Here is a 21351-nt window from a genome sequence, read left to right as displayed (position 1 = left end):
TCAGGTGCCGTTTTGGCGGCCGGTGCCGCGCGGTTCGCGGCCCTCGCCGCCACGGCCCTGCCGTTGACCGCCGCCTGATCCGCCATTCGCGCTATCCTCGGCGGGCTGTTCCTGCCCCGCCGCCAGCTGCCCGGTGATGACGCGCATGCCGGGTTTCAGGTCGCCGCCGGTGATGACGGTACGCGCGCCGTCGCTTGCGCCGACCACCACCTGCACTGCCTTGGGATTGCCGTCCGCGCCGATCACATAGACGGTCTGGCTACTGCCTATGCCAAAGCTGACCTGCCGCGCATTGCCACGGCGGAAGCGGCGGGGACCGGGAACGATCTGACTGGTGATGCCGCCCCCCTTATCACCGGCGCTCGGCTTGAAGCGCAGTGCAGCGTTGGGGACCAGCAGCACATTGCTCAATTGCTGCGTCACGATATCGGCCGTGGCCGTCATTCCGGGGCGCAGCGTTTCGTCCTTATTATCGACCGCCAGCACGGCGGTATAGGCGACCACCGTCCCGGTGGTGCTGGCCGTGCTGGCGCTGCCCGAGGAGGCGGAGGAAGAGGAACTGCTCGACGCGTTCGAGCCGACATTGACTCGCGTCACCCGCGCCGGGAAGCTCTTGCCGGGGAAGGCGTCGACGGCGAAGGTCGCTGGCTGGCCTTCCTTGACCTGACCGACATCGGCCTCGTCGACCGACACTTCGACTTCCATCTGCGTCAGGTCCTCGGCGATGGTGAAGAGAACAGGAGCATTGAGCGAAGCGGCGACGGTCTGCCCTGGCTCAATGTCGCGCGACAGAACGACGCCCGTCACCGGAGACACGATCTGCGCGATGGACAAGTTGGTCTGGGCGGTCGAAAGCTGCGCGCGAGCTACGCTCACTTGAGCCTGCTGCGCGCGCAGATTGCCGAGTGCCGATTGATAATCGGCCCGCGCTGCGTCCAGCTCGGTCTTCGCGGGCACGCGCCCGCCGGAAAGGCGGAAGACATTCAGCTGCCGGTCCAGCGTCGCCTTGGCCAGCGAGACCTGCGCCTGCGCCTGTGCGACGCTTGCCTGGGAAGCGGCCACCTGCGCCCGGTTCTGGTTGATGGTATCGACAAGGCGGCGGGTATCCAGTTCGGCGAGCCGCTGTCCCTTCGTCACCCGATCGTTCACATCGACATAGACCCGCGTGATCTTGCCTGATTGTTCGGAACCCACATCGACCTGGTTGATGGGCTTCAGATTGCCGGTCGCCGACACGGTGACGGTCAGGTCGCCCCGCCGCACTTCTCGTGTCGCATAATTGGGCTGATCGCTCCCCGAAAAGCAGCGGGCGAGCAGCAGGATCAGGATCAGCAGCGCTACGCCGATCGCGCCGCGGACCGCCCATTTGCGCCACGGCTTCTCCGGCCGCGCACCCAGAAAGTCGTCCAGATTCTGGTCCTTGCTCACATCATTGCTCATTCGGGCGGTTTTCCATGTTCTGCCAACCGCCGCCCAGCGCATTGTAAAGCTGGGCGACGGCCAGGACCTCATCAGCCTGCGCGGCGGCAAGGCTGTTGCGCGCGTTCAGCAGGGTGGTTTCGCTGGTGGACAGCGTTTGAAAGTCGATCAGCCCCGCCTGATACTGGCTGCGCGCCAGGATCGCGGCATTGTTGGATGCTTCGAAAGCGGTGCGAAACTCCGCTGCACGCTGGCGTGCGCTGGTGAGTGACGCCATGGCGTTTTCCACATCTTCCAGCGCGGTGAGGACGCTCTGCTTGTAGGCCGCGAAAGCGCCATCGGTCGCCGCCTTCTGCGAACGGACCTGAGACGCCAGCCGCCCCCCGTCAAAGATTACCTGCGCGACATTGGCGAACACCCCGCCGGTGATCAGGTTAAACAAATTGCTGAAGGAGGTGGCGTTGGTGCCGATATTCCCGCTGATCCCCAGCGACGGATAAAGCTGCGCCTGCGCAACCCCGATCCTCGCCGTGGCGGCCGCCAGCGCCCGTTCCGCGCTGCGCACGTCAGGCCGCTGGCGCAGCGTGTCGGCGGGGATGCCGGTGGCGATGCTGGCGGAGGCAGCCGGAATGGGCGCCGGCGTCTCCAGCATGCGGGTCGCCTCTCCCGGCGCTTGGCCAGTCAGCACGGCGATGCGGTTCAAACTGCCGCGCAGGCTCGCCTCCAGCTGAGGGACGGTCGCATTGGTCTGCGCCAGTTGCGCCCGCGCCTGCTGCTCGTCGATCGAAGACACAAGGCCCGCCTGCAGCCGCCACCTGGCGATATTATAATTGTCCTGCTGCACCGCCTGCGTTTCCCGCGCGATGCGAAGCTGGGCCTGCGCTTGCCGCGCCTGAACATAGTTGGTGACCAGTTCGGCGATGATCGTCATCCGCACGTTGGCAAGGTCGTAGCCCGACGCCGCCAGGTCCGCCCGCGCGGCTTCGGCCGATCGGGAAAGCTCACCGAACAGATCGATCTGCCAGCTGGCATTGGCCCCCAACGAATAGCTGCTGCTCCATTTGCCCGAGCCGCTGGACACCACATTGCCATCTACAACCCGCGTTCCGCCGCCCGCGCTGTTATAGTTGCGCCCGCCTGAACCGGACGCATTCACTTGCGGCAGAAAGCCTGCGTTCGCCTGCCGCAGGGATTCGCGCGCCTGGCGCAGCCGTGCCTGCGCCTGGACAATGTCCAGATTGCTGGCGATCGCCTGATCGATCAGGCTGTTTAGCGCCGGGTCGTTAAGGCGCGTCCACCAACTCGCCAGTTCCGCCTGATCGGCGGGCGCGCTGCCGCCCCGGCCGTAATAGCTGGCGGGTACGCCAAGCGCGGCAGGCTGCGGGGCCTTGTAGTCGGGACCTGCTGCACAGGCGGACAGCGTCAGCGCACTCCCTATGATCCAGCCAATGCGATATCGCACCTTTTCCTTGCACTCCGTCATCGTTAAAGGGACGCGACCTGAGGGGGTGGCGGCAGTCCAAATAAGGAGACTGCCGAAATGGCCCGGATGCCTCAACGGCATTTGTGTCTCAAAGTGTAACGATCATGAAATGGCGCTTTTTCAGGCGCTTTGCGGCAAGGGGTGAATGATGAGGGCATTTCTGTTTCCGGGGCAGGGCAGCCAGTCTGTCGGCATGGGCAAGGCGCTGGCCGATGCGAGCCCGGCCGCGAAGGAACTGTTTCAGGAGGTCGATGACGCCCTGTCGCAGCATTTGTTCCGCATCATGGTAGAAGGTCCGGAAAGCGACCTTACCCTCACCGAAAATGCTCAGCCCGCGATCATGGCGAACGCGCTCGCCACCCTGCGCGTGATGCAGCGTGAGGGCGGCTTCTCGCTGGCTGAAAAGGGAGACTTCGTCGCAGGTCACAGCCTTGGCGAATATAGCGCCCTCTGCGCTGCCGAAGCCTTCGACATCGGAACGACCTCGCGGCTCCTGAAGCTGCGGGGCCAGGCGATGCAGGCCGCCGTGCCGGTGGGAGAGGGCGCAATGGCGGCTCTGCTGGGCGCGGACATTGAAAAGGCGCAGGCGCTGGCCGACGCTGCTGCGGAAGGCGAAGTCTGCACCGTCGCCAACGACAATGATCCAACGCAGGTCGTGATCTCCGGGCACCGCGGCGCAATCGAGCGCGCGGTCGCCTTGGTGAAGGATCATGGCATCAAGCGCGGCGTGCTGCTGCCCGTCTCCGCGCCTTTCCACTGCCCGCTGATGCAGCCCGCAGCCGATGCGATGGAGGAAGCTCTTGCCAAAGCCGCCATCGCGACCCCGCTGCTTCCCGTTTACGCCAATGTCCTCGCCGCGCCGATCGCCGATCCCGAAGAGATCAAGGCGCGCCTTGTCGAACAGGTAACCGGCCGCGTCCGCTGGCGCGAATCCGTCGCCGCCATGTGGGAAGCGGGCGTCACCGACTTCGTCGAACTGGGCGGGAAGGTGCTCGGCCCCATGGTAAAGCGCATCGCTCCTGACGCTACGGTGCGCAGCGTTGTGACCATGGATGATATCGAAGCGGCCCTGGCCTCTTTTTGAAAAGATAAGGACAAGAAATTATGTTCGACCTCACGGGAATGACCGCGCTGGTGACTGGCGCTTCGGGCGGTATCGGTTCCGCCATCGCCAAGGCTCTCGCTGCGCAAGGCGCAACGCTCGCGCTTTCGGGCAGCAATGAGGAAAAGCTCAAGGCATTCGCCGCTGAGCTGGGCGGCGATCACAAGACGCTCATCTGCAACCTCGGCGATCCCGCCGCCGTGGATGCGCTGGTGCCTCAGGCTGTCGAGGCGCTCGGCGGCAAGATCGACATTCTCGTCAACAATGCAGGCATCACCCGTGACAATCTGGTGCTGCGCATGAAGGATGAAGAATGGTCGGACGTCATCTCCGTCAACCTCGAAGCCGCCTTCCGCCTTGCTCGCGCCGCGGCCAAGCCGATGATGAAGGCCCGCTTCGGCCGTATCATCTCGATCACTTCGGTGGTCGGCGTCACCGGCAATCCCGGCCAGGTCAACTATGCCGCGTCCAAGGCGGGCATCATCGGCATGTCCAAGTCGCTGGGCCAGGAACTGGCGAGCCGCGGCATCACCGTGAACTGCGTCGCGCCCGGCTTCATCCGTTCCGCCATGACCGATGCGCTCAATGACACGCAGAAGGGCGCAATCCTGCAGAAAATTCCCGCAGGCGACCTTGGCAACGGCGAAGACATTGGCGCGGCGGTCGCCTACTTGGCCAGCCGCGAAGCGGGATATGTGACGGGACAGACGCTACACGTAAACGGTGGCATGGCGATGATCTGAGGCGGCGGCGATTCGAGCGTCTTCCCATCCCCTCCCATTTGCAACCGGGCGATCTTGTGCCATCCAAGCACATGGGATGGGGGGAAATCATGCGTTTCGATCGTTTCTTGCCTCTTGCCTCTGCCGGGGCTTGCCTCTAGGGCATGCCTTAACAAATATTCACAACCATCAACGATACCCAGTAAAAAGGACCACTCATGAGTGAGACCGCGGATCGCGTTAAGAAAATCGTCGTCGAACATCTGGGCGTCGAAGCCGAAAAGGTGACCGAGGACGCAAGCTTCATCGACGATCTGGGCGCAGACAGCCTGGATATCGTTGAGCTGGTAATGGCCTTCGAAGAAGAATTCGGCGTCGAGATCCCCGACGATGCGGCCGAGAAGATCGCCACCGTCAAGGACGCGATCGACTATATCGACAGCAAGCAGTAATTAGCGTTTGACGGCCCGCCTTATACGGCCGGGCCGCATGCGTTTTTTCAAGGAATGGCTCCTCGTGTCCGGCGAAAGCAGGTCTTGGGGAGCCTTTTCGTATCTGGACCGCCGTTCACAAGCGCCCCGGAAGCAGCTAAGGAACGGCGCAAGTTCATGAAGATTTTCGGAGCAGATATATGCGTCGCGTCGTCGTAACCGGCCTCGGCATGGTGAGCCCCCTGGGCGGGGATGTCGAAACCACGTGGAAGAACATCATCGCGTCCAAGTCCGGCGCGGCCACGATCGCGCGCTTCGACGCCAGCGAATATAAGTGCCGCATCGCCTGCGAAGTGAAGCCGGCGGATCATGAATATGGCTATGATCCGAACCTGGACGTCGATCACAAGATCCAGCGCCAAGTGGATCCCTTCATCGTGTACGGCATTTCCGCCGCCAGCCAGGCGCTGCGCGACGCGGGCCTCGACAATATGTCGGAAGAGGAGCGTCTGCGCGCGGGCTGTTCCATCGGTTCGGGCATTGGCGGCCTGCCGGGCATCGAAAGCGAATCGCTGGTGCTGGCGAACAAGGGTCCCGGCCGCGTTTCGCCGCACTTCGTTCACGGCCGCCTTATCAACCTGATCTCCGGTCAGGTCTCGATCAAATATGGCCTCATGGGCCCGAACCACGCAGTGGTCACTGCCTGCTCGACCGGCGCTCACTCGATCGGTGACGCTGCGCGCATGATCGCGATGGACGACGCCGACGTCATGCTGGCGGGCGGCGCGGAAAGCGCGATCTGCCCGATCGGCATCGCCGGTTTCGCCCAGGCGCGCGCTCTTTCGACCGCCTTCAACGACACCCCGGAAAAGGCTTCGCGCCCCTATGACGTCAACCGCGACGGCTTCGTCATGGGCGAAGGCGCGGGCGTGGTAGTGCTCGAAGAATATGAGCATGCCAAGAAGCGCGGCGCACACATCTACGCCGAAGTCATCGGCTACGGCCTGTCGGGCGACGCCTATCACGTCACCGCTCCTCATCCGGAGGGCAATGGCGGCTATCGCTCGATGGAAATGGCGCTGAAAAAGTCGGGCCTCAGCCTCGCTGACATCGACTATGTCAACGCGCACGGCACCTCGACCCCGCTCGGCGACGAGCTGGAACTGGGTGCGGTCAAGCGGCTGTTCGGCGAGCATATCTCGACCATGTCGATGAGCAGCACCAAGTCCGCCATCGGCCATCTGCTGGGCGGCGCAGGCGCGGTCGAAAGCATTTTCTGCATCCTGGCGATCCGGGACCAGATCGTGCCGCCGACGCTCAACCTCGACGAACCCAGCGAAAGCTGCGTCGGCGTGGACCTGGTCCCGCATGTCGCCAAGGAGCGCAAGGTGCGTGCGGTGCTGAATAACAGCTTCGGCTTTGGCGGCACCAACGCCTCGCTCATCATGAAGGCGATCTGAGGTTAAAAAGGTGCGACGGTTCGGGCTTGGCATCCTCGCTATCGGCCTGGCCGTCGCCGCCTTCGTGGCGTTCCGCTTCGTCTATGGCTGGACCGAAGCGGGCCCCGCCCCGCGTGACATTACCGTCATAGTACCGGAAGGTGCGTCGGTCGCAGATGCCGCGGTGCTGCTGAAACAGGCGGGCGTCGTGCGCTCCGCCGACGCCTTCCTCACCCGCACCAAGGTGTTCGGGCGCGGCAAATCGATCAAGGCGGGCGAGTTCCTGATCCCCAAGGGCGCCAGCAACTCCGACATTTTCTCCATCCTGCAGGGCGGCAAGACGCTGACCCGTCTCGTGACCATTCCGGAAGGCATGCCGTCCATATTGGTTTACGAGCGGCTGATGGCCAATGACCAACTTACGGGGGACATCTCTGTACCGGCGGAAGGCAGCGTCCTCCCCGACAGCTACGCCTTCGACAAGGGCGAAAGCCGCGCCGTCGTCCTGAAGCGCATGCAGGATGCGATGACCCGCGCGCTCGCCAAATTATGGGCTGAACGCGCGCCCAACACGGTCGCCAAGTCGCCCAAGGAAGCGATCATCCTCGCCAGCATCGTCGAAAAGGAAACCGCTGTCCCCAGCGAACGGCCCGCAGTCGCTGGTGTCTATGGCAATCGGCTGAGGACCGGCATGATGCTTCAGGCGGACCCGACGATCATCTACCCGATCACCAAGGGTAAGCCCCTCGGCCGCCGCATCAAAAAGTCCGAGATCGCGGCGGTGAATGACTATAACACCTACGCCATGACCGGCCTGCCGAAAGGGCCGATCGCCAATCCCGGCCGCCTGTCGATCCTGGCAGTCCTGCACCCTGCCGACACCAAAGCGCTTTATTTCGTGGCCGACGGAAAGGGCGGCCACATCTTCGCCGACACGCTCGAAGAGCACAACCAGAACGTCCGCAAATGGTTCGAAATCCGCCGGGCGCGCGGGGAGCTTTGAATCGCTGGCGTACGGTCGGAGGACGCAAATCTATCGTCATCCGAGCCCAAGCTGGGATCTCGCGAGGTCTCGGCCGTGCCGTATCGCATGAGGTTCCAGCCTTCGCTGGGATTAGGTCGGAGGTAAGGGCAACCTACCGCAACATCCCTTTCGCCCTTATCCTCCCAGCATACAGCATCTGCCCGACCGCAACCGCCAAAATCACCGCCGGAAACACGGCAGCGCCAGGCCCCTTCACCGTCAGCAAGTCCGTTCCGAAAAAGCTGTAGCTGAACTGCACGACCACCCCGATCACAGATAGTCCGAACAAAGGCACCGCCACAGCCTTGCGCATCAGCAGCATCACCGCGCCCATCGTCCCGGCGCCAACCGCCACGGCATAGGCGGCCCAGGCCCAACCCGGCATCTCGGCAAATATCCGTGCCGTATAGGAATCGCTCTTCGCCAGCGTCGCAAGATCGGCCGTATATTGCATGATGAAGGCCGCAACCCCGATCAAATTCCACAGCAGCAGGCCAAGCCCGAAGATCATGAAGGATCGTGATGTGGACATGCGTGTTTCCCTCCCCAGATGTCCTTTGCCCCTTCGCGGCGGAGCGAGCATATAGATGTTGGCGCACGCGTGGAAGCGCGCGCCTCCAAGGGAGATGTGACGATGCTGGGACGTTCCGTGCCTGATGTGACGCTCAAGACCCGCGTGCGCGATGAAAGCGTCGGCGGCCCGAACCCCTTCCGATGGCAGGATGTTCAGACCGCCGATCTGTTCAACGGCAAGCGCGTTGTCGTCTTCTCGCTGCCGGGGGCTTTCACCCCGACCTGCTCGACGGAGCAGTGCCCGGCCTTCGAACGCTTCTATGACGACTTCAAGGCGGCCGGGGCAGACGAGGTCTATTGCGTCTCCGTCAACGATGCCTTCGTCATGTATCAATGGGGCAAGCACCTGGGCGTCAAGAATGTGAAGCTTCTCCCGGACGGCTCCGGTGATTTCACCCGCCGCATGGGCATGTTGGTCAAGAAGGATCATCTGGGCTTTGGCGATCGCAGCTGGCGCTATGCGATGGTCGTCGATGATGGCAAGGTCGTCGCCTGGTTCGAGGAGCCCGGCATCAACGATCTGGGCGAGGATGACGACCCCTATGGCGAAACCCGGCCCGAGCCGGTGCTGGAGTGGCTGAAGGATCATCCCGCTGGCTGATCGCAATGGCGGCGGGGCGCCGATCATCCTGACGGCGCTCATGGGTGCGGAGGATTTCGCCTGGGCGGACGGGCTTCGCCGCGCCCATTTTCCGCCGGAGCGCAATTTCGTGCCCGCGCATATCACGCTGTTTCATCATCTGCCCCCGTCGCTGCTGCCGGAACTTGCAGGGCGGATGAAACAGGTCTGCGCCGCTCAGCCGCCTCTCGCTATCGTCAATGGCGTTCTGCTGCTTGGCCGCGGCGTTGCCTTTGATGTGCGCAGTGACGGCCTTCTGGAAATATGGGACGAACTGGCCGAAGCCTTCACCGGCCTGCTGACGCCGCAAGATCAGGCGCGCCCGCGTTTCCACATCACCGTCCAGAATAAGGTGGAGCCTTCCGCCGCCCGCGCGCTGGCTGACAGTCTGAAGGCGGAGTTTCGCCCGCGCCCGCTCCAGATCGCGGGGCTGGCCGCATGGCATTATCGGGAAGGCGGCTCCTGGGATCTGGCGAAGAAGGCCAGCTTCCGCTCAGCGCGCATCCTCATATAATTCTAGCGGCAACCCGTCAGGATCAGCGAAGAAAGTGAAACGCTGGCCCGTATAGGGATCAATGCGAACGGCTTCGCAGGGGATGCCCGCTTCTTCCAGCCGGGCGATCTCCCGATCCAGTTCCTCCACGCTAAAGGCCAGGTGCCGTAGGCCGCGCGCCTCCGGACGCGAAGGGCGGGGCGGAGGCGAGGGGAAGGAGAAAAGCTCGATCTGCGCATTGCCCGCGTCCAGATCGCATTTCCACGATTGCCGTTCTTCCCGCCACACTTCGCGGATGATGGGCAGGCCCAATATCTGCGCATAGAAATGGCGAGACCGTGGATAATCGGAACAGATGATCGCGATATGGTGGATGCAGCGCATGGCCTTCGCTCCCTAGCATGCGTTGCCCGCCGCCGGAACCTTGATCCCCCCGGCGCGGCGGCCTACACCCCGTCCATGAGCTATGCCCCCTATCCCGCGCTCCGCCTGCGCCGCACTCGCGCAGCGGCCTGGAGCCGCGCCATGCACGCCGAAATTCGCCTTCATCCCAGCGACCTCATCTGGCCGCTCTTCGTCACCGAAGGGCAGGGGGTGGAAGAGCCGATCGGCTCGCTTCCGGGCGTGTCGCGCTGGTCGGTGGATGGCATTGCGGCCCGCGCGAAGGAAGCCCGCGACGCAGGCATTCCTTGCCTGGCGCTATTCCCCAATACGCAGCCCGAACGGCGCAGTGACGACGGCGCCGAAGCGCTTAATCCAGACAATCTCATGTGCCGCGCCATCCGCGCGATCAAGGATGCGGCGCCCGATATCGGCGTCCTGACCGATGTGGCGCTCGACCCCTATACCGCCCACGGCCAGGACGGCCTGCTCGATGAGGCAGGCTATGTCGTCAACGACGCGACCATCGACGTCCTCATCGGCCAGTCACTCAATCAGGCGGCGGCTGGCGCGGACATCATCGCGCCCAGCGACATGATGGACGGCCGCGTCGGCGCTATTCGCGAGGCGCTGGAGGAAGAAGGCCACGCCAATGTCCAGATCATGGCCTATGCCGCCAAATATGCGAGCGCCTTCTACGGCCCGTTCCGCGATGCTGTCGGTTCCAGCGGGCTGCTGAAAGGCGACAAGAAAAGCTATCAGATGGACCCCGCCAACAGCGAGGAAGCGCTACGCGAAGTTGCGCTCGACCTGGCGGAAGGGGCCGACAGCGTCATGGTAAAGCCGGGCCTGCCCTATCTCGACATCATCGCCCGGGTGAAGGACCGTTTCGAAGTGCCCGTCTTCGCCTATCAGGTGTCGGGCGAATATGCGATGATCGAAGCCGCAGTTGCCGCGGGGGCAGGGGACCGCGATGCGCTGGTGCTGGAAACGTTGCTCGCGTTCAAACGCGCCGGCTGCTCGGGCGTCCTCACCTATCATGCGCTCCATGCCGCGCGACTGCTGGGAGCCTGACGCAATGCCTGATCATCCGCACGCTGCCCACCCCGATCATCCCGGCGCCACCATCCTGACCTTCGCGGGCAAGACTCCCGTCATCCACCCCAGCGCCTTCATCGCGCCCGGCTGCCGCATCATCGGCGATGTGGAGATCGGTCCCGACGCCAGCATCTGGTATAATTGCGTGGTTCGCGGCGATGTGAACAAGATCCGCATCGGCGCGCGCACCAATATCCAGGACGGCAGCGTCATCCATTGCGACGGCCCGGACGCCGCCCGGCCTCAGGGTTGGCCGACGATCATCGGCGACGATGTCCTGATCGGCCACATGGCGATGATCCACGGCTGCGACTTGAAGGACCGTGCTTTCGTGGGCCTTGGCGCGGTCGTGATGAACGGCTGCACCGTGGAAAGCGACGCCATGGTGGCGGCGGGCGCGCTGCTGTCGCCCGGCAAGACCGTCCCGCACCGCCAACTCTGGACCGGTCGCCCCGCCAAATATGTGCGCGACCTGACCGATGAGGCGCTCATCGACATGCGTGAGGGCGTGGATCGCTACGTGCATAATGCGAAGGCGCATAAGGGCGCGCTGAAGGCGGGAGGTTAGCCTTCACATCCGTGTTTCGAGCGAAGTCGAGAAACGGGTAGAAGCCGCCTCACTTTTTTTCGCCTACGCTCGCAGCCAGCGGAAGTCAGGAACGATAGCTAAGGCTGAGCCAGCCGCGCCTTGATCGCATCGATCCGGTCATTCTGCGAATCGACCACCGCCAACGCAGCCTTCCGCGCCGCGTCGATCTGTTCGACTCCGCTTCGTGCCTTGCCCTCGGCTACGGCATTGCTGCGCTCCACATAGAGCGTGTCGAGGCTGGCCAGAGCCGACACGCTGTCGTTCCGCGCCGCCTCCAATCCGCTCACCGCAAGCTGTGCCGCCACCCAAGCCTCGCTCGACACCGCCGCCCCAGCCGCCGCCCGTACGGTGCGATCCGCCGCCGGCCACGCCTTGTCGAAAGCGGCACTTCCGGCCTGTGATTGCCCCGCCAGCCGATCGACCTGCGCCTGCAACGCCGGATCAACCTCGACAGGCGTCGGAGCAGCAGCCGGAGCCTCGCCCACCGGCCCATTTTCAACCGCCCGCTTGGCAAGCGACGGATAGCCCGTCAGCGTCCCCGCGCAGCCGGAGAGGAAAAGGGCGATAGTGGGCAGCAACCGGCGGAACATCATGCCGCTGATCTAGGACCGGAAATGCCGCCGCGCAATGGCGTCAGCGCGGCAGAGCCGCCGCCTCTCGCGCCAGCGCCTCGATCTTGCCCGCATCGACCGGCCCCTTGGGAACGACCCAGCTGCCGCCGACGCATTTCACAAAGGGTTCGGCCAGCCATTTGGGGGCGCTTTCCGCCGTGATCCCGCCTGTGGGGCAGAATCGCGCCAAGTGCAGCGGCGCGGCCAGCGCCTTGAGCGCCGGAAGCCCGCCAGACGTTTCCGCCGGGAAGAATTTGAAGTGGGTCAGCCCCAAGTCCAGCCCGCGCATGATGTCGCCCGCCGTCGCAGTGCCCGGCAGGAACGGAACGCCCGCCGCGATCGCCGCCTTGCCCAACGGCTCGGTCAGCCCCGGACTGACGATAAAGCGCGCGCCCGCCTCCATCGCCGCGTCCAGCTGCGACGGGTTCAGCACAGTCCCCGCACCCACGACAGCGCCGTCCACCTTGGCCATCTCGCGGATCACATCCAGCGCGGCGGGCGTGCGCAGCGTCACTTCCAGCGCGGGCAGGCCACCCTTCACCAGCGCCTGCGCGATCGGCAGCGCATCCTCGACCCGATCGACCACCAGCACCGGAATCACCGGGGCCAGTTCCATCACCTGTTCAACGCTGAGCGACATTATTTCTTCTCCCGAAAGGCCGCGGCCGCGCCGTACAGCCCAATCTCATCATGCAGGGCGAGCCGGATGGGCACCGTCGCCATCAAGCTTTCGAAGCGGCCCTTGGCGGTGAAGCGCCGATGGAACCCGCTCTGCGGCAGCAGGTCGCGCATCCGCTGCGTCAGCCCGCCCGCCAGCACCACGCCATGCGGTCCATGCGCCAGCGCCAGATCGCCCGCGACCGACCCGTAGCACAGGCACAGGCGATCGAATGCCGCGCGCGCAAATTCGTCCGTCCCATCGATCGCCGCCTGCCACAATTCGGCATCTTCCATCAGCACGACCCGGTCGTGGCCGATGGTCGCCATCGCCTTGTAGATATTGTTGAGCCCCGGTCCGGACACGACGCGCTCGGTCGACACGCGCAGAAACTTGTCGCGCAGATAGGCGAGGATTTTTTCCTCCAGCGGATCGAGCGGCGCAAAGTCGAGATGCCCACCCTCGGTCGCGATCACATGCGGCTCACCATCGTCAAAGGCGATCATCGCCACGCCAAGGCCGGTCCCCGGACCCACCACCGTCACCCCACCATCGCGGGGGAAAGGGCGATCCTCCCCGAACAGCAGCGGCAGATTGTCGTTGGGCAACCGCGCGACGGCATGCGCCACGGCCTCAAAATCATTGACCAGCCGCATCTGGTCGAGGCCCAGCTCTTCATCCAGCGTATCGGGCCGGATCATCCAGCTGCTGTTGGTCAGCTTGATGACATCGCGACCGATGGCGGTGGCAAAGGCGATCGACGCCGCCTTGGGCAAATCGCCGCCCTCGTCATGGGCAAAGGCCGCCCAGCAGGCTTGCAGGCTCGGAAAGTCCGCAACCTTATATTTGCGCACCTTGCCCAGCGTCGGCACATTGCGCGCGTCCAGCTTGGCCCTGGCGAAACGCGCGTTGGTGCCGCCAATGTCGGCGGCGATGATGTGGGTCATAAGACCTCTCCAGTCATGATCGTCATCCCAGCGAACGCTGGGATCTCGTTAGGCTGGGCCGCGCCCCGGCGCCTGAGATGCCCGCTTTCGCTGGCATGACGGGTTGGGGGATTATAGTTCAGCTTCCATCGCCGCCAGAACCGGCGAAGCGCCCTGTTCGGCGAGGTCGCTATGGTGCCTGAACAGCGCAAACAGCTCTCGCCCGGTGTCATAGGGCACGGGCGGGGGCGCAGGCATCTCGCGCGCATCCCACTCCGCCGCATCGACCAGGGCCTCCACGACGCCGCTCTCCGCGCAAACACGCACCATGTCGCCGTCGCGCAGCTTCGCAATGGGTCCGCCGCCCAGGGCTTCGGGCGAAAGATGGATCGCCGCAGGCACCTTGCCCGAAGCGCCGGACATGCGCCCGTCCGTCAGCAGCGCCACGCGGAAACCGCGATCCTGCAGCACGCCCAGCGCCGGGGTCAGCTTGTGCAGTTCCGGCATGCCATTGGCGCGCGGCCCCTGGAAACGCATCACGACGACCACATCGCGTTCCAACTCACCCGCCTTGAACGCACGCAGCACATCATCCTGATCGTGGAAGATCGCGGCAGGCGCCTCGACCGTCCAGCGTTCCTTGTCCACCGCGCTCACCTTCATGACGCAGCGGCCGAGATTGCCCGCCAGCAGACGCATGCCGCCATCGGGGCTGAACGGGTTGGACACCGGCCGCAGGATCGACTCATCCCGCGAAGTCGGAACGTCGCGCCATTGCAGCGCCTCATCCTCCAGCACCGGTTCCTTGCCATAATCGGTCAGATCGGCGCGCGCGACGGTCATGATGTCCCGGTGCAGCAGGCCATTGTCCAGCAACTCGCGGATCACCACCGACATACCGCCAGCGGTGTGGAAGTTGTTCACGTCGCCTGCGCCATTGGGATAGACTCGCGCCAGCAGCGGCACCACGTCCGAAATCTCGGCAAAGTCGGTCCAATCGACATGGATGCCCGCCGCTCGCGCCATGGCGGGGATATGGATCGCATGGTTGGTCGATCCGCCCGTCGCCATCAGCCCGATGATGGCGTTGACGATCGCCTTTTCATCGACGCAATGGCCCAGCGGCCTGTAATCATCACCATCCCAGCCGATCGCCGCCAGCCTGTGCACCGCCGCCCGCGTCAATTCGCTGCGCAGCTTCGTGCCCGGGTTGACGAAGGACGCGCAGGGCATGTGCAGCCCCATCACTTCCATCATCATCTGGTTCGAATTGGCCGTGCCGTAGAAGGTGCAGGTGCCCGCCCCATGATAGCTGGCGCTTTCCGATTCCAGCAGTTCTTCCTTGCCGACCTTCCCCTCGGCATAAAGCTGCCTGATCCGCACCTTTTCCTTGTTGGCGAGCCCCGAAGGCATGGGGCCGGCGGGTACAAAGATCGTCGGCAAATGGCCGAACCGCAGCGCGCCGATGAGCAGTCCGGGCACAATCTTGTCGCAAATGCCCAGCATCAGCGCGCCTTCGAACATTGCATGGGACAGAGCGATCGCCGTCCCCAGCGCGATCGTGTCGCGGGAAAAGAGCGACAGGTCCATGCCCGCCTGACCCTGCGTCACGCCGTCGCACATGGCGGGCACGCCGCCGGCCACCTGCGCCGTCGCGCCCACTTCGCGCGCGGCGATCTTGATCGCCTCGGGATAGCGGCCATAGGGCTGATGCGCCGACAGCATGTCGTTATAGGCCGTGACGATGCCCATGTTCATCGCCTTGCCGGACCGGATCACCGGCTTGTCCTCGCCCGTCGCGGCAAAGCCATGGGCCAGGTTGCCGCAACTCAACTGGTCGCGATTGGTGCCAGCGTCGCGCCCGCGCTCGATCAGGTCCAGATATTGGCGGCGGCGCGGTGCGCTCCGCTTCACAATGCGTTCGGTGACCTTGGCGATCACCGGATGAAGTTCAGTCATGCCAGCTGGCTCCGTCTCGTTCAGTCAGGGCAATGGCCGAAGACGGCCCCCAGTTCCCCGACGCATAGGGTGAAGGCTTCACGCCCGCTTCCTTCCACCCGTCGATAATCGAATCGATCCAGGTCCATTGCGCTTCCACTTCGTCGCGCCGCACGAACAGCGTCTGGTCGCCCGCCAGCAGGTCCAGGATCAACCGTTCATAGGCGATGCGGCGGCGCTGGCCTGCAAAAGCCGCGGTCAGCGACACGTCCAGCGTCACCTCCTCCAGATGCACTTCGCGCTCCAGCCCCGGCCTTTTGCTCATGATCAGCAGGCGGATATATTCCTCCGGCTGCAGGCGGATGATCATCGTGTTCGGCTCCAGCCCGCCGTTGCGGCCGAATATCGAATGGCGCACCGGCTTGAACTGGATCTGGATTTCCGACTGGCGCGTCGGCATCCGCTTGCCCGTCCGCAGGTAGAACGGCACGCCCTGCCAACGCCAATTGTCGATATGGGCTTTCAGCGCCACAAAGGTTTCGGTGTCGGACGGCTGGCCCAGTTCGTCGGCATAGCCGGTCACGATCTCCCCGCCGACGGCGCCCGGCGTATATTGCCCCCGCACGCTGTTGGTCTTGACCGTTTCCGCCGTCATGGGCCGTAGCGACCGCAGCACCTTCACCTTCTCGTCACGCACGGCCGTCGGGTCCATGCGGGCAGGGGGCTCCATCGCGATGATCGACAATATCTGCAGCACATGGTTCTGGACCATGTCGCGCAGCGCGCCCACGCCGTCATAATAGGAAACCCGGCCTTCCAGGCCCACCGTCTCGCCGACGGTGATCTGCACATGGTCGATGGCGGTGGCGTTCCACAGCGGTTCGAACATCACATTGCCAAAGCGCAGGGCGAGCAGGTTCTGCACCGTCTCCTTGCCCAGATAGTGATCGACGCGGAAAATCTGGCTTTCGGCGAACAGCGCGCCGATGCCGTCATTCACTTGCTTGGAAGAGGCCAGGTCCTTGCCGATCGGCTTTTCCATGGCGATGCGCGTCGTCGGCGTGATAAGCCCTGCGTCCGCCAATCCCTGCGCAGTGGGCGCGAAAAGGGACGGCGGCGTTGACAGATAGACCGCCAATCCCCGGTCGGTGCGGCCCTCCAGCCGTTCCGCCAACTTCTTGAACTGCGCGGCATTGCCCGCCTCGACCGGCTGATAGCCGATCATCGACTTCAATCGTGCCGCCACCTCTGCGTCATAGCGGTCTGCGCCTACGAACTTCTGCAGGGCCTTGTCGATGTCGGCGCGAAACGCGTCATCATCCAACTCCGTGCGCCCCGACGCGATGATCATGAAATCGTCGGGCAGCAGGCCGTCGCTCAACAGATTGTAGAGCGAGGGGAAGATCATGCGGTGCGCCAGGTCGCCCGTGGCGCCGAACAGCAGGAATGTGGCAGACGGATCGGTCAAAGGAAGCCCTTTTCCGTTTGGGGTTTCAGGTCTGCACGAAACGGCCATATAGCGGTCGCGCTTCGTTACGCAAGCAAGCTATCGGCGCTGGCGGGGTCCCGCAACCACTTGACATGGATATGCGGCTATCGCGCTGATTTTTGTCTGGACGCTGGCGATTGATTTTGCCATTTGGCGGCAGCAGCCATGCACGCGGGCGTGGTGAAACTGGTAGACGCGCCGGACTCAAAATCCGGTTCCGAAAGGAGTGTCGGTTCGATTCCGACCGCCCGCACCATCTCCTCCTATCGCTATGACGAAAATGGCCCGGCAGCATGAAAACCGCCGGGCCAGGGGGGCTTTCACATAGTAAAAGCCTCGGGTCGCGGGTCACTCCCTAGCGCCTGATCATGACAATTCCAGTTAATGTGGAAGAATCCCTCCATTTCGGAGCAGATGATCGGTTAGCTCACCAACCTCCGTTCGGGCTGAGCCAGTCGAAGCCCGGCCCCCGCCCAAATTTCATTGGGTCCGGACCGCCTGCGCCTTGAACCAGGGGATCAGCCGCGAAATCGCTTCCTCTACCCGATCGGTCGATACCGCAAAGCTGATCCGGATATGCCGGTGGCCGTCAACCGGATCAAAATCGATCCCCGGCGCCGTCGCCACCCCGGTCTCCTCCAGCAGCTTCTGACAAAAGGACAGGCTGTCGTTCGTCAGATGCCCCACATCGGCGTAAATATAGAAGGCACCGTCCGGCGGCGCGATTTCCTTCAGCCCCAGCGCAGGCAGCGCGGCCAGCAACAGCTCCCGATTCCGCCGATAGTTCGCGACATGCCCCTCCAACTCGTCAAGGCACTCGAACGCCTTCAACCCGGCGTGCTGCGCGAGGGATGGGGGCGTCAGGAACAGATTCCCCATCCGCGCCCGCGCCGCACCGATCAACTCGGGCGGAAACACCACCCAGCCCAGCCGCCACCCGGCCATCGAAAAATATTTGGAAAAGCTGTTCACGACCACCGTGTCGGGCGCGAACTCGAGCATGGAATGGGCCGCCTCGCCGTAGGAGAGGCCATGATAAATCTCGTCCGACACGATCCGGATGCCCCGCCGCGCACAAACCTCCGCGATCCGCGCCATCTCGTCTGCCGGAATGATCGTGCCGGTGGGGTTGGCCGGGCTCGCGATGATCACTCCGTCCGGCGCAGGTTCCATCGCCTCCAGCGCCGCCGCGCTGATCTGATAGCGCTCGGCAGGCCCGCAATCCACCTCGGCCGGCTCCAGATAGAGCGCCTTCAGCGTGTTCCGATAGGCCACATAGCCCGGCCGCGCCGTCGCCACCCTCGCGCCCGGCGCGAACAGGCAACTGAGCGCCAGGACCAGCCCCGGCGACGCCCCGCAGGTCAGCAATATCTGCCCCGCCTCCACCGAAACGCCGTAGCGCTCCCGATAGAGCAGCGCGATGCGCTCCTTGAGCGCCGGGCTTTCCCAATAGCCCATCGGATCGCTGTCCAATATCCGGTGCGCCTCGGCGATGGCGGCGCTCGGCGCGCCGGTCGAAGGCTGCCCGAATTCCATATGCAGGATGGAGCGCCCCTGCGCTTCCAGCCGGTGGGCTTCAACCCCGATGGCGATGGCGTGGAAAGGATCGATGTCGGCAATCATGCCGCGCCTCTTACCCGCCCTGCAACCTTGTCACAATCGCGGCGTTGAGCATCCCTGTGAACGAAACCATCCTCGACGCCCTCCAATATTATGGCGCCGGAGCAGCAACGATCGCCGCTCTCATCGTCTCCCTCAATCTCGGTCGCCGGATCACTGGCTGGGCGTTCGTCCTGTTCGTGACGTCCTCGCTGGCGCTGATCGGCTGGGGTTTCTTTCAGGAGGATAGCGAAGGCATCGGCTATCAGAATATCGCCCTGCTGCTCATCAACCTGGTCGGCGTGTGGCGCTATCTCATTTCCAAGCACAAGCCGCGCGACTGACGCGGCTCATTCGGAAATCCAGACCTCCACCGACACCTGATGCTGGCACAGCGCCACCCGGATCGGCAGTTCCTCGACCGGTCCGCCAGCCAGCGCCCGGTCATACACCGCCTTCTTCGCCGCCCCGCCAATCTGCAGGAAGATATGCCGGCTCTTCAGGATCGCGCTGGCGCTGAGCGACATGCGCTGGTGCGGCGCGGCAGGCGGCGTAACCGCCAGCGTCAGCGCGCTCGTGGAAAGCCCCTCGGCCAACTCCTTCGCCTCGGGAAAGAGCGAAGCGGTATGCCCATCCTCACCCATGCCCAGCAGCACGATGTCCAGCGGCCAAGGTAGCGCCGCATAGGCCGCCTCGCACGCGGCCTGCCCCGCATAGGCATCGGCGGCCTCATTCTTCATCCCCACAAAGCGCGCCTTCGCCGCCTCGCCCCGGAGCAGTGTCTCACGGACCAGCCGTTCATTGCTGTCCGCATGATCGGGCGCCACCCACCGCTCATCGACCAGCGTGACGACCACCTTCTCCCAATCCAGCGCCGCATCCGACAAAGCCTCCAGCACCGGCCGGGGAGACCGCCCGCCGGACAGGGCGATCGACGCCACGCCACGCTCCGCAATGGCCTCACCAAGGATGACGCCGATCCGCCGCGCCATGTCCGCCGCCGCCAATGCGCCATCGATGAAAAGATGTTCTATAGGCATCGTTCAATTCTCTTCAGGAAGGGTGCAAATGTCGATCCAGCGCGCCCCGGTCAGGTCAGCCAGCCGCGCAGGCGTCAACTCCACCGATGTGGTCCGCGAACCGGCAGCCGGAAAAACCGTCTCGAAATCCTGCAAGGATATATCGCAATAGACGGGCAATGGAGAGGCCAGCCCAAATGGGCAGACGCCGCCCACCGGATGGCCGGTCAGTCCCTCGACCTCCTCCAGTCCCAGCATGCGCGGCTTCGCCCCCAGCGCGGCCTTTGCCTTGCCGTTATTGAGCCGTGCGTCGCCCCGCGCGACCACCAGCGCCACCTCGTCGCCGACCCGCAGAGACAATGTCTTGGCGATGCGCGCCGGGACGACGCCCAAGGCCTCTGCCGCCTCGTTGACCGTGGCGGTGCTCACTCCCTGGTCGATGATGGCGACATCGGGCGCATGCGTGGAAAAGAAGGCGCGAACCGACTCCTCGCTCATTCGCCGCGAATCTCCGTCAGCTTGCGCTCCCACGCCAGAGCATGGGTGACGATCTGGTCGAGATCGGCATATTGCGGCTTCCACGGAAATTCCGCCATGATCGCGCGGTTGTCGGAAATCAGCGCGTCGGGATCGCCTGCGCGCCGTCCCTCCATCCGCCGGTCGATCTTCAGGTTCGTCACCCGATCCACCGCGTCCAGCACCTCCAGCACCGAAAAGCCGCGTCCATAGCCGCAGTTGAGCAGATAATTCTGCTCCGGCTTCGCCATCAAAGCCTCCAGCGCCAGCACATGCGCCGCCGCCAGATCGGTGACATGGATATAGTCGCGCACGCCGGTGCCATCGGGCGTGTCAAAGTCGGTCCCGAACACGGAAACCGCCTCCCGCTTGCCCAGCGCGGCTTCGACCGCCACCTTGATCAGGTGCGTCGCGCCCGCCGTCGATTGGCCCGTCCGCCCCGCCGGATCGGCCCCAGCCACGTTGAAATAACGCAGCGCGCAGAAATTCATCGCATGCGCCGCGCTGACGTCGCGCAGCATATATTCGGTCATCAGCTTCGACATGCCGTAGGGATTGATCGGCCGCTGCGGCGTCGTTTCCTTGACCGGGCTTTCCTCCGGAATCCCATAGGTCGCCGCTGTCGAGGAAAAGATGAAATGCGGCACGCCCACCGTCACGACGCTCTCGATCAGGTCGCGGGTCTTGGCGCTGTTGTTATGATAATATTTCAGCGGATTTTCGACCGATTCCGGTACCACGACCGATCCGGCGAAGTGCATCACCGCCTTCACCCCATGATCGCGCAGCGTCTTCTGCACCAGCGGTTGATCGGAAATATCGCCTTCGACAAAGGCCACATCGTCCGGCACCGCCCAGCGGAAACCCGTCACCAGATTGTCGATCACCACGACGCCATAACCCGCGTCGCGCAGCGCCAGAACCGCATGGCTACCAATATAACCGGCCCCGCCCGTCACCAGAACCGTCGGCTTGTCACTCATAAATTCTTTCGTCCTGCTTCGAGTCACGAGCTGCTGCGAAGGCTCGCATGGCCCCTCTTGAGATCGAGGGAGACCTAACCCACTGAAGCCACAATGCCCACCCCATTCATGCTGCACCGCGAGACGAAAAGGGGTTAGGGAAAGCCAACTTGTTCTGTGCTCCTGCGAAGGCAGGAGCCTAGTTCAGCCGTGGGCCTTAGGCTCCTGCCTTCGCAGGAGCACGCCACCCTAATACAACC

General features: G+C 64.0%; 23 protein-coding genes and 1 tRNA gene. 11 read left to right on the top strand and 13 right to left on the bottom strand.

Annotated elements, in window-relative coordinates; genetic code table 11:
* Together ACZ5Y5_RS05705 and ACZ5Y5_RS05700 are read right to left on the bottom strand one after the other, a co-directional pair.
* On the bottom strand, nucleotides 1–1440 hold the full coding sequence (locus ACZ5Y5_RS05705; RefSeq protein WP_464810208.1) for an efflux RND transporter periplasmic adaptor subunit: 1440 nt from the start codon (nucleotides 1438–1440) through the stop codon (nucleotides 1–3).
* On the bottom strand, nucleotides 1430–2902 hold the full coding sequence (locus ACZ5Y5_RS05700; protein WP_464810207.1) for an efflux transporter outer membrane subunit: 1473 nt from the start codon (nucleotides 2900–2902) through the stop codon (nucleotides 1430–1432). The genes ACZ5Y5_RS05705 and ACZ5Y5_RS05700 overlap by 11 nt, the downstream gene beginning before the upstream one ends.
* Before the next feature lie 148 nt (nucleotides 2903–3050).
* On the opposite strand from ACZ5Y5_RS05700, the gene fabD reads away from it, so the two are divergent.
* The 5 genes from fabD (at nucleotide 3051) to mltG (ending at nucleotide 7599) form a co-directional block, all read left to right on the top strand.
* Entirely contained in the window at nucleotides 3051–3986 is a 936-nt protein-coding gene (gene fabD / locus ACZ5Y5_RS05695; protein ID WP_464810206.1) for an ACP S-malonyltransferase, read from the top strand.
* 20 nt (nucleotides 3987–4006) lie between these two features.
* Nucleotides 4007–4747, top strand: coding sequence for a 3-oxoacyl-[acyl-carrier-protein] reductase (gene fabG, locus ACZ5Y5_RS05690; RefSeq protein WP_464810205.1), 741 nt, complete (start codon nucleotides 4007–4009; stop codon nucleotides 4745–4747).
* A gap of 197 nt (nucleotides 4748–4944) precedes the next feature.
* A complete protein-coding gene (locus tag ACZ5Y5_RS05685) occupies nucleotides 4945–5178 on the top strand; it encodes an acyl carrier protein (protein ID WP_007689016.1) in 234 nt (77 codons plus the stop codon).
* Nucleotides 5179–5357: 179 nt separating this feature from the next.
* Nucleotides 5358–6617, top strand: a complete 1260-nt coding sequence (gene fabF, locus ACZ5Y5_RS05680) for a beta-ketoacyl-ACP synthase II (RefSeq protein ID WP_464810204.1) — start codon at nucleotides 5358–5360, stop codon at nucleotides 6615–6617.
* Between the two features lie 10 nt (nucleotides 6618–6627).
* Nucleotides 6628–7599 (top strand): endolytic transglycosylase MltG, encoded by a 972-nt coding sequence (mltG, locus tag ACZ5Y5_RS05675; protein ID WP_464810203.1) that lies wholly within the window; start codon nucleotides 6628–6630, stop codon nucleotides 7597–7599.
* A 133-nt stretch (nucleotides 7600–7732) separates the two neighbouring features.
* On the opposite strand, the gene ACZ5Y5_RS05670 is transcribed toward mltG, so the two are convergent.
* Nucleotides 7733–8152 (bottom strand): sugar transporter, encoded by a 420-nt coding sequence (locus ACZ5Y5_RS05670; RefSeq protein WP_464810202.1) that lies wholly within the window; start codon nucleotides 8150–8152, stop codon nucleotides 7733–7735.
* A gap of 102 nt (nucleotides 8153–8254) precedes the next feature.
* On the opposite strand from ACZ5Y5_RS05670, the gene ACZ5Y5_RS05665 reads away from it, so the two are divergent.
* Nucleotides 8255–8794 (top strand): redoxin family protein, encoded by a 540-nt coding sequence (locus ACZ5Y5_RS05665; protein ID WP_464810201.1) that lies wholly within the window; start codon nucleotides 8255–8257, stop codon nucleotides 8792–8794.
* A gap of 40 nt (nucleotides 8795–8834) precedes the next feature.
* A complete protein-coding gene (locus ACZ5Y5_RS05660) occupies nucleotides 8835–9326 on the top strand; it encodes a 2'-5' RNA ligase family protein (RefSeq protein WP_464810200.1) in 492 nt (163 codons plus the stop codon).
* On the opposite strand, the gene gloA2 is transcribed toward ACZ5Y5_RS05660, so the two are convergent.
* Entirely contained in the window at nucleotides 9306–9689 is a 384-nt protein-coding gene (gene gloA2 / locus ACZ5Y5_RS05655) for an SMU1112c/YaeR family gloxylase I-like metalloprotein (protein WP_464810199.1), read from the bottom strand. The genes ACZ5Y5_RS05660 and gloA2 overlap by 21 nt on opposite strands.
* Nucleotides 9690–9764: 75 nt before the next feature.
* Here gloA2 and hemB point away from each other — a divergent pair, with 75 nt between their 5' ends.
* Nucleotides 9765–10760 carry a porphobilinogen synthase gene (gene hemB, locus ACZ5Y5_RS05650; RefSeq protein WP_464810198.1) on the top strand — a complete coding sequence of 332 codons (996 nt, stop codon included), beginning with the start codon at nucleotides 9765–9767 and terminating at the stop codon, nucleotides 10758–10760.
* Between the two features lie 4 nt (nucleotides 10761–10764).
* Nucleotides 10765–11352, top strand: a complete 588-nt coding sequence (locus tag ACZ5Y5_RS05645; RefSeq protein ID WP_464810197.1) for a gamma carbonic anhydrase family protein — start codon at nucleotides 10765–10767, stop codon at nucleotides 11350–11352.
* Nucleotides 11353–11450: 98 nt separating this feature from the next.
* Here the strand turns inward: ACZ5Y5_RS05645 and ACZ5Y5_RS05640 are convergent, their stop codons facing one another.
* From ACZ5Y5_RS05640 to zwf, 5 genes are all read right to left on the bottom strand, one after another.
* The gene (locus tag ACZ5Y5_RS05640) at nucleotides 11451–11966 is read right to left on the bottom strand and encodes a hypothetical protein (protein WP_464810196.1); all 516 of its coding nucleotides are present in this window, start codon (nucleotides 11964–11966) and stop codon (nucleotides 11451–11453) included.
* A gap of 40 nt (nucleotides 11967–12006) precedes the next feature.
* Nucleotides 12007–12624, bottom strand: coding sequence for a bifunctional 4-hydroxy-2-oxoglutarate aldolase/2-dehydro-3-deoxy-phosphogluconate aldolase (gene eda / locus ACZ5Y5_RS05635; protein WP_464810195.1), 618 nt, complete (start codon nucleotides 12622–12624; stop codon nucleotides 12007–12009).
* Nucleotides 12624–13589 (bottom strand): glucokinase, encoded by a 966-nt coding sequence (gene glk / locus ACZ5Y5_RS05630; RefSeq protein WP_464810194.1) that lies wholly within the window; start codon nucleotides 13587–13589, stop codon nucleotides 12624–12626. The genes eda and glk overlap by 1 nt, the downstream gene beginning before the upstream one ends.
* 111 nt (nucleotides 13590–13700) lie before the next feature.
* Complete coding sequence (gene edd, locus ACZ5Y5_RS05625; RefSeq protein WP_464810193.1) at nucleotides 13701–15527, bottom strand: phosphogluconate dehydratase; 1827 nt, start codon at nucleotides 15525–15527, stop codon at nucleotides 13701–13703.
* Nucleotides 15520–16974 carry a glucose-6-phosphate dehydrogenase gene (gene zwf / locus ACZ5Y5_RS05620; RefSeq protein WP_464810192.1) on the bottom strand — a complete coding sequence of 485 codons (1455 nt, stop codon included), beginning with the start codon at nucleotides 16972–16974 and terminating at the stop codon, nucleotides 15520–15522. Before zwf ends, edd begins: the two co-directional genes overlap by 8 nt.
* Nucleotides 16975–17166: 192 nt before the next feature.
* On the opposite strand from zwf, the gene ACZ5Y5_RS05615 reads away from it, so the two are divergent.
* A tRNA-Leu gene (locus tag ACZ5Y5_RS05615) sits at nucleotides 17167–17251 on the top strand.
* 224 nt (nucleotides 17252–17475) lie between these two features.
* Here ACZ5Y5_RS05615 and ACZ5Y5_RS05610 read toward each other — a convergent pair.
* Complete coding sequence (locus ACZ5Y5_RS05610; RefSeq protein WP_464810191.1) at nucleotides 17476–18618, bottom strand: aminotransferase class I/II-fold pyridoxal phosphate-dependent enzyme; 1143 nt, start codon at nucleotides 18616–18618, stop codon at nucleotides 17476–17478.
* Nucleotides 18619–18674: 56 nt separating this feature from the next.
* Between ACZ5Y5_RS05610 and ACZ5Y5_RS05605 the strand changes: the two genes are divergently transcribed.
* The gene (locus ACZ5Y5_RS05605) at nucleotides 18675–18938 is read left to right on the top strand and encodes a hypothetical protein (protein ID WP_464810190.1); all 264 of its coding nucleotides are present in this window, start codon (nucleotides 18675–18677) and stop codon (nucleotides 18936–18938) included.
* A gap of 6 nt (nucleotides 18939–18944) precedes the next feature.
* Here the strand turns inward: ACZ5Y5_RS05605 and pgl are convergent, their stop codons facing one another.
* Genes pgl through galE form a run of 3 tightly spaced genes read right to left on the bottom strand, consistent with a single transcriptional unit; the run spans nucleotide 18945 to nucleotide 21112 of the window.
* The gene (gene pgl, locus ACZ5Y5_RS05600) at nucleotides 18945–19634 is read right to left on the bottom strand and encodes a 6-phosphogluconolactonase (RefSeq protein ID WP_464810189.1); all 690 of its coding nucleotides are present in this window, start codon (nucleotides 19632–19634) and stop codon (nucleotides 18945–18947) included.
* A gap of 3 nt (nucleotides 19635–19637) precedes the next feature.
* Nucleotides 19638–20111, bottom strand: coding sequence for a YbaK/EbsC family protein (locus ACZ5Y5_RS05595; RefSeq protein WP_464810188.1), 474 nt, complete (start codon nucleotides 20109–20111; stop codon nucleotides 19638–19640).
* Complete coding sequence (gene galE, locus ACZ5Y5_RS05590) at nucleotides 20108–21112, bottom strand: UDP-glucose 4-epimerase GalE (protein WP_464810187.1); 1005 nt, start codon at nucleotides 21110–21112, stop codon at nucleotides 20108–20110. The genes ACZ5Y5_RS05595 and galE overlap by 4 nt, the downstream gene beginning before the upstream one ends.
* Nucleotides 21113–21351 lie beyond the last annotated feature (239 nt).

The organism is Sphingobium sp. TomTYG65 (assembly GCF_055395525.1).
This window is presented reverse-complemented; position numbering and strand designations above follow the sequence as displayed.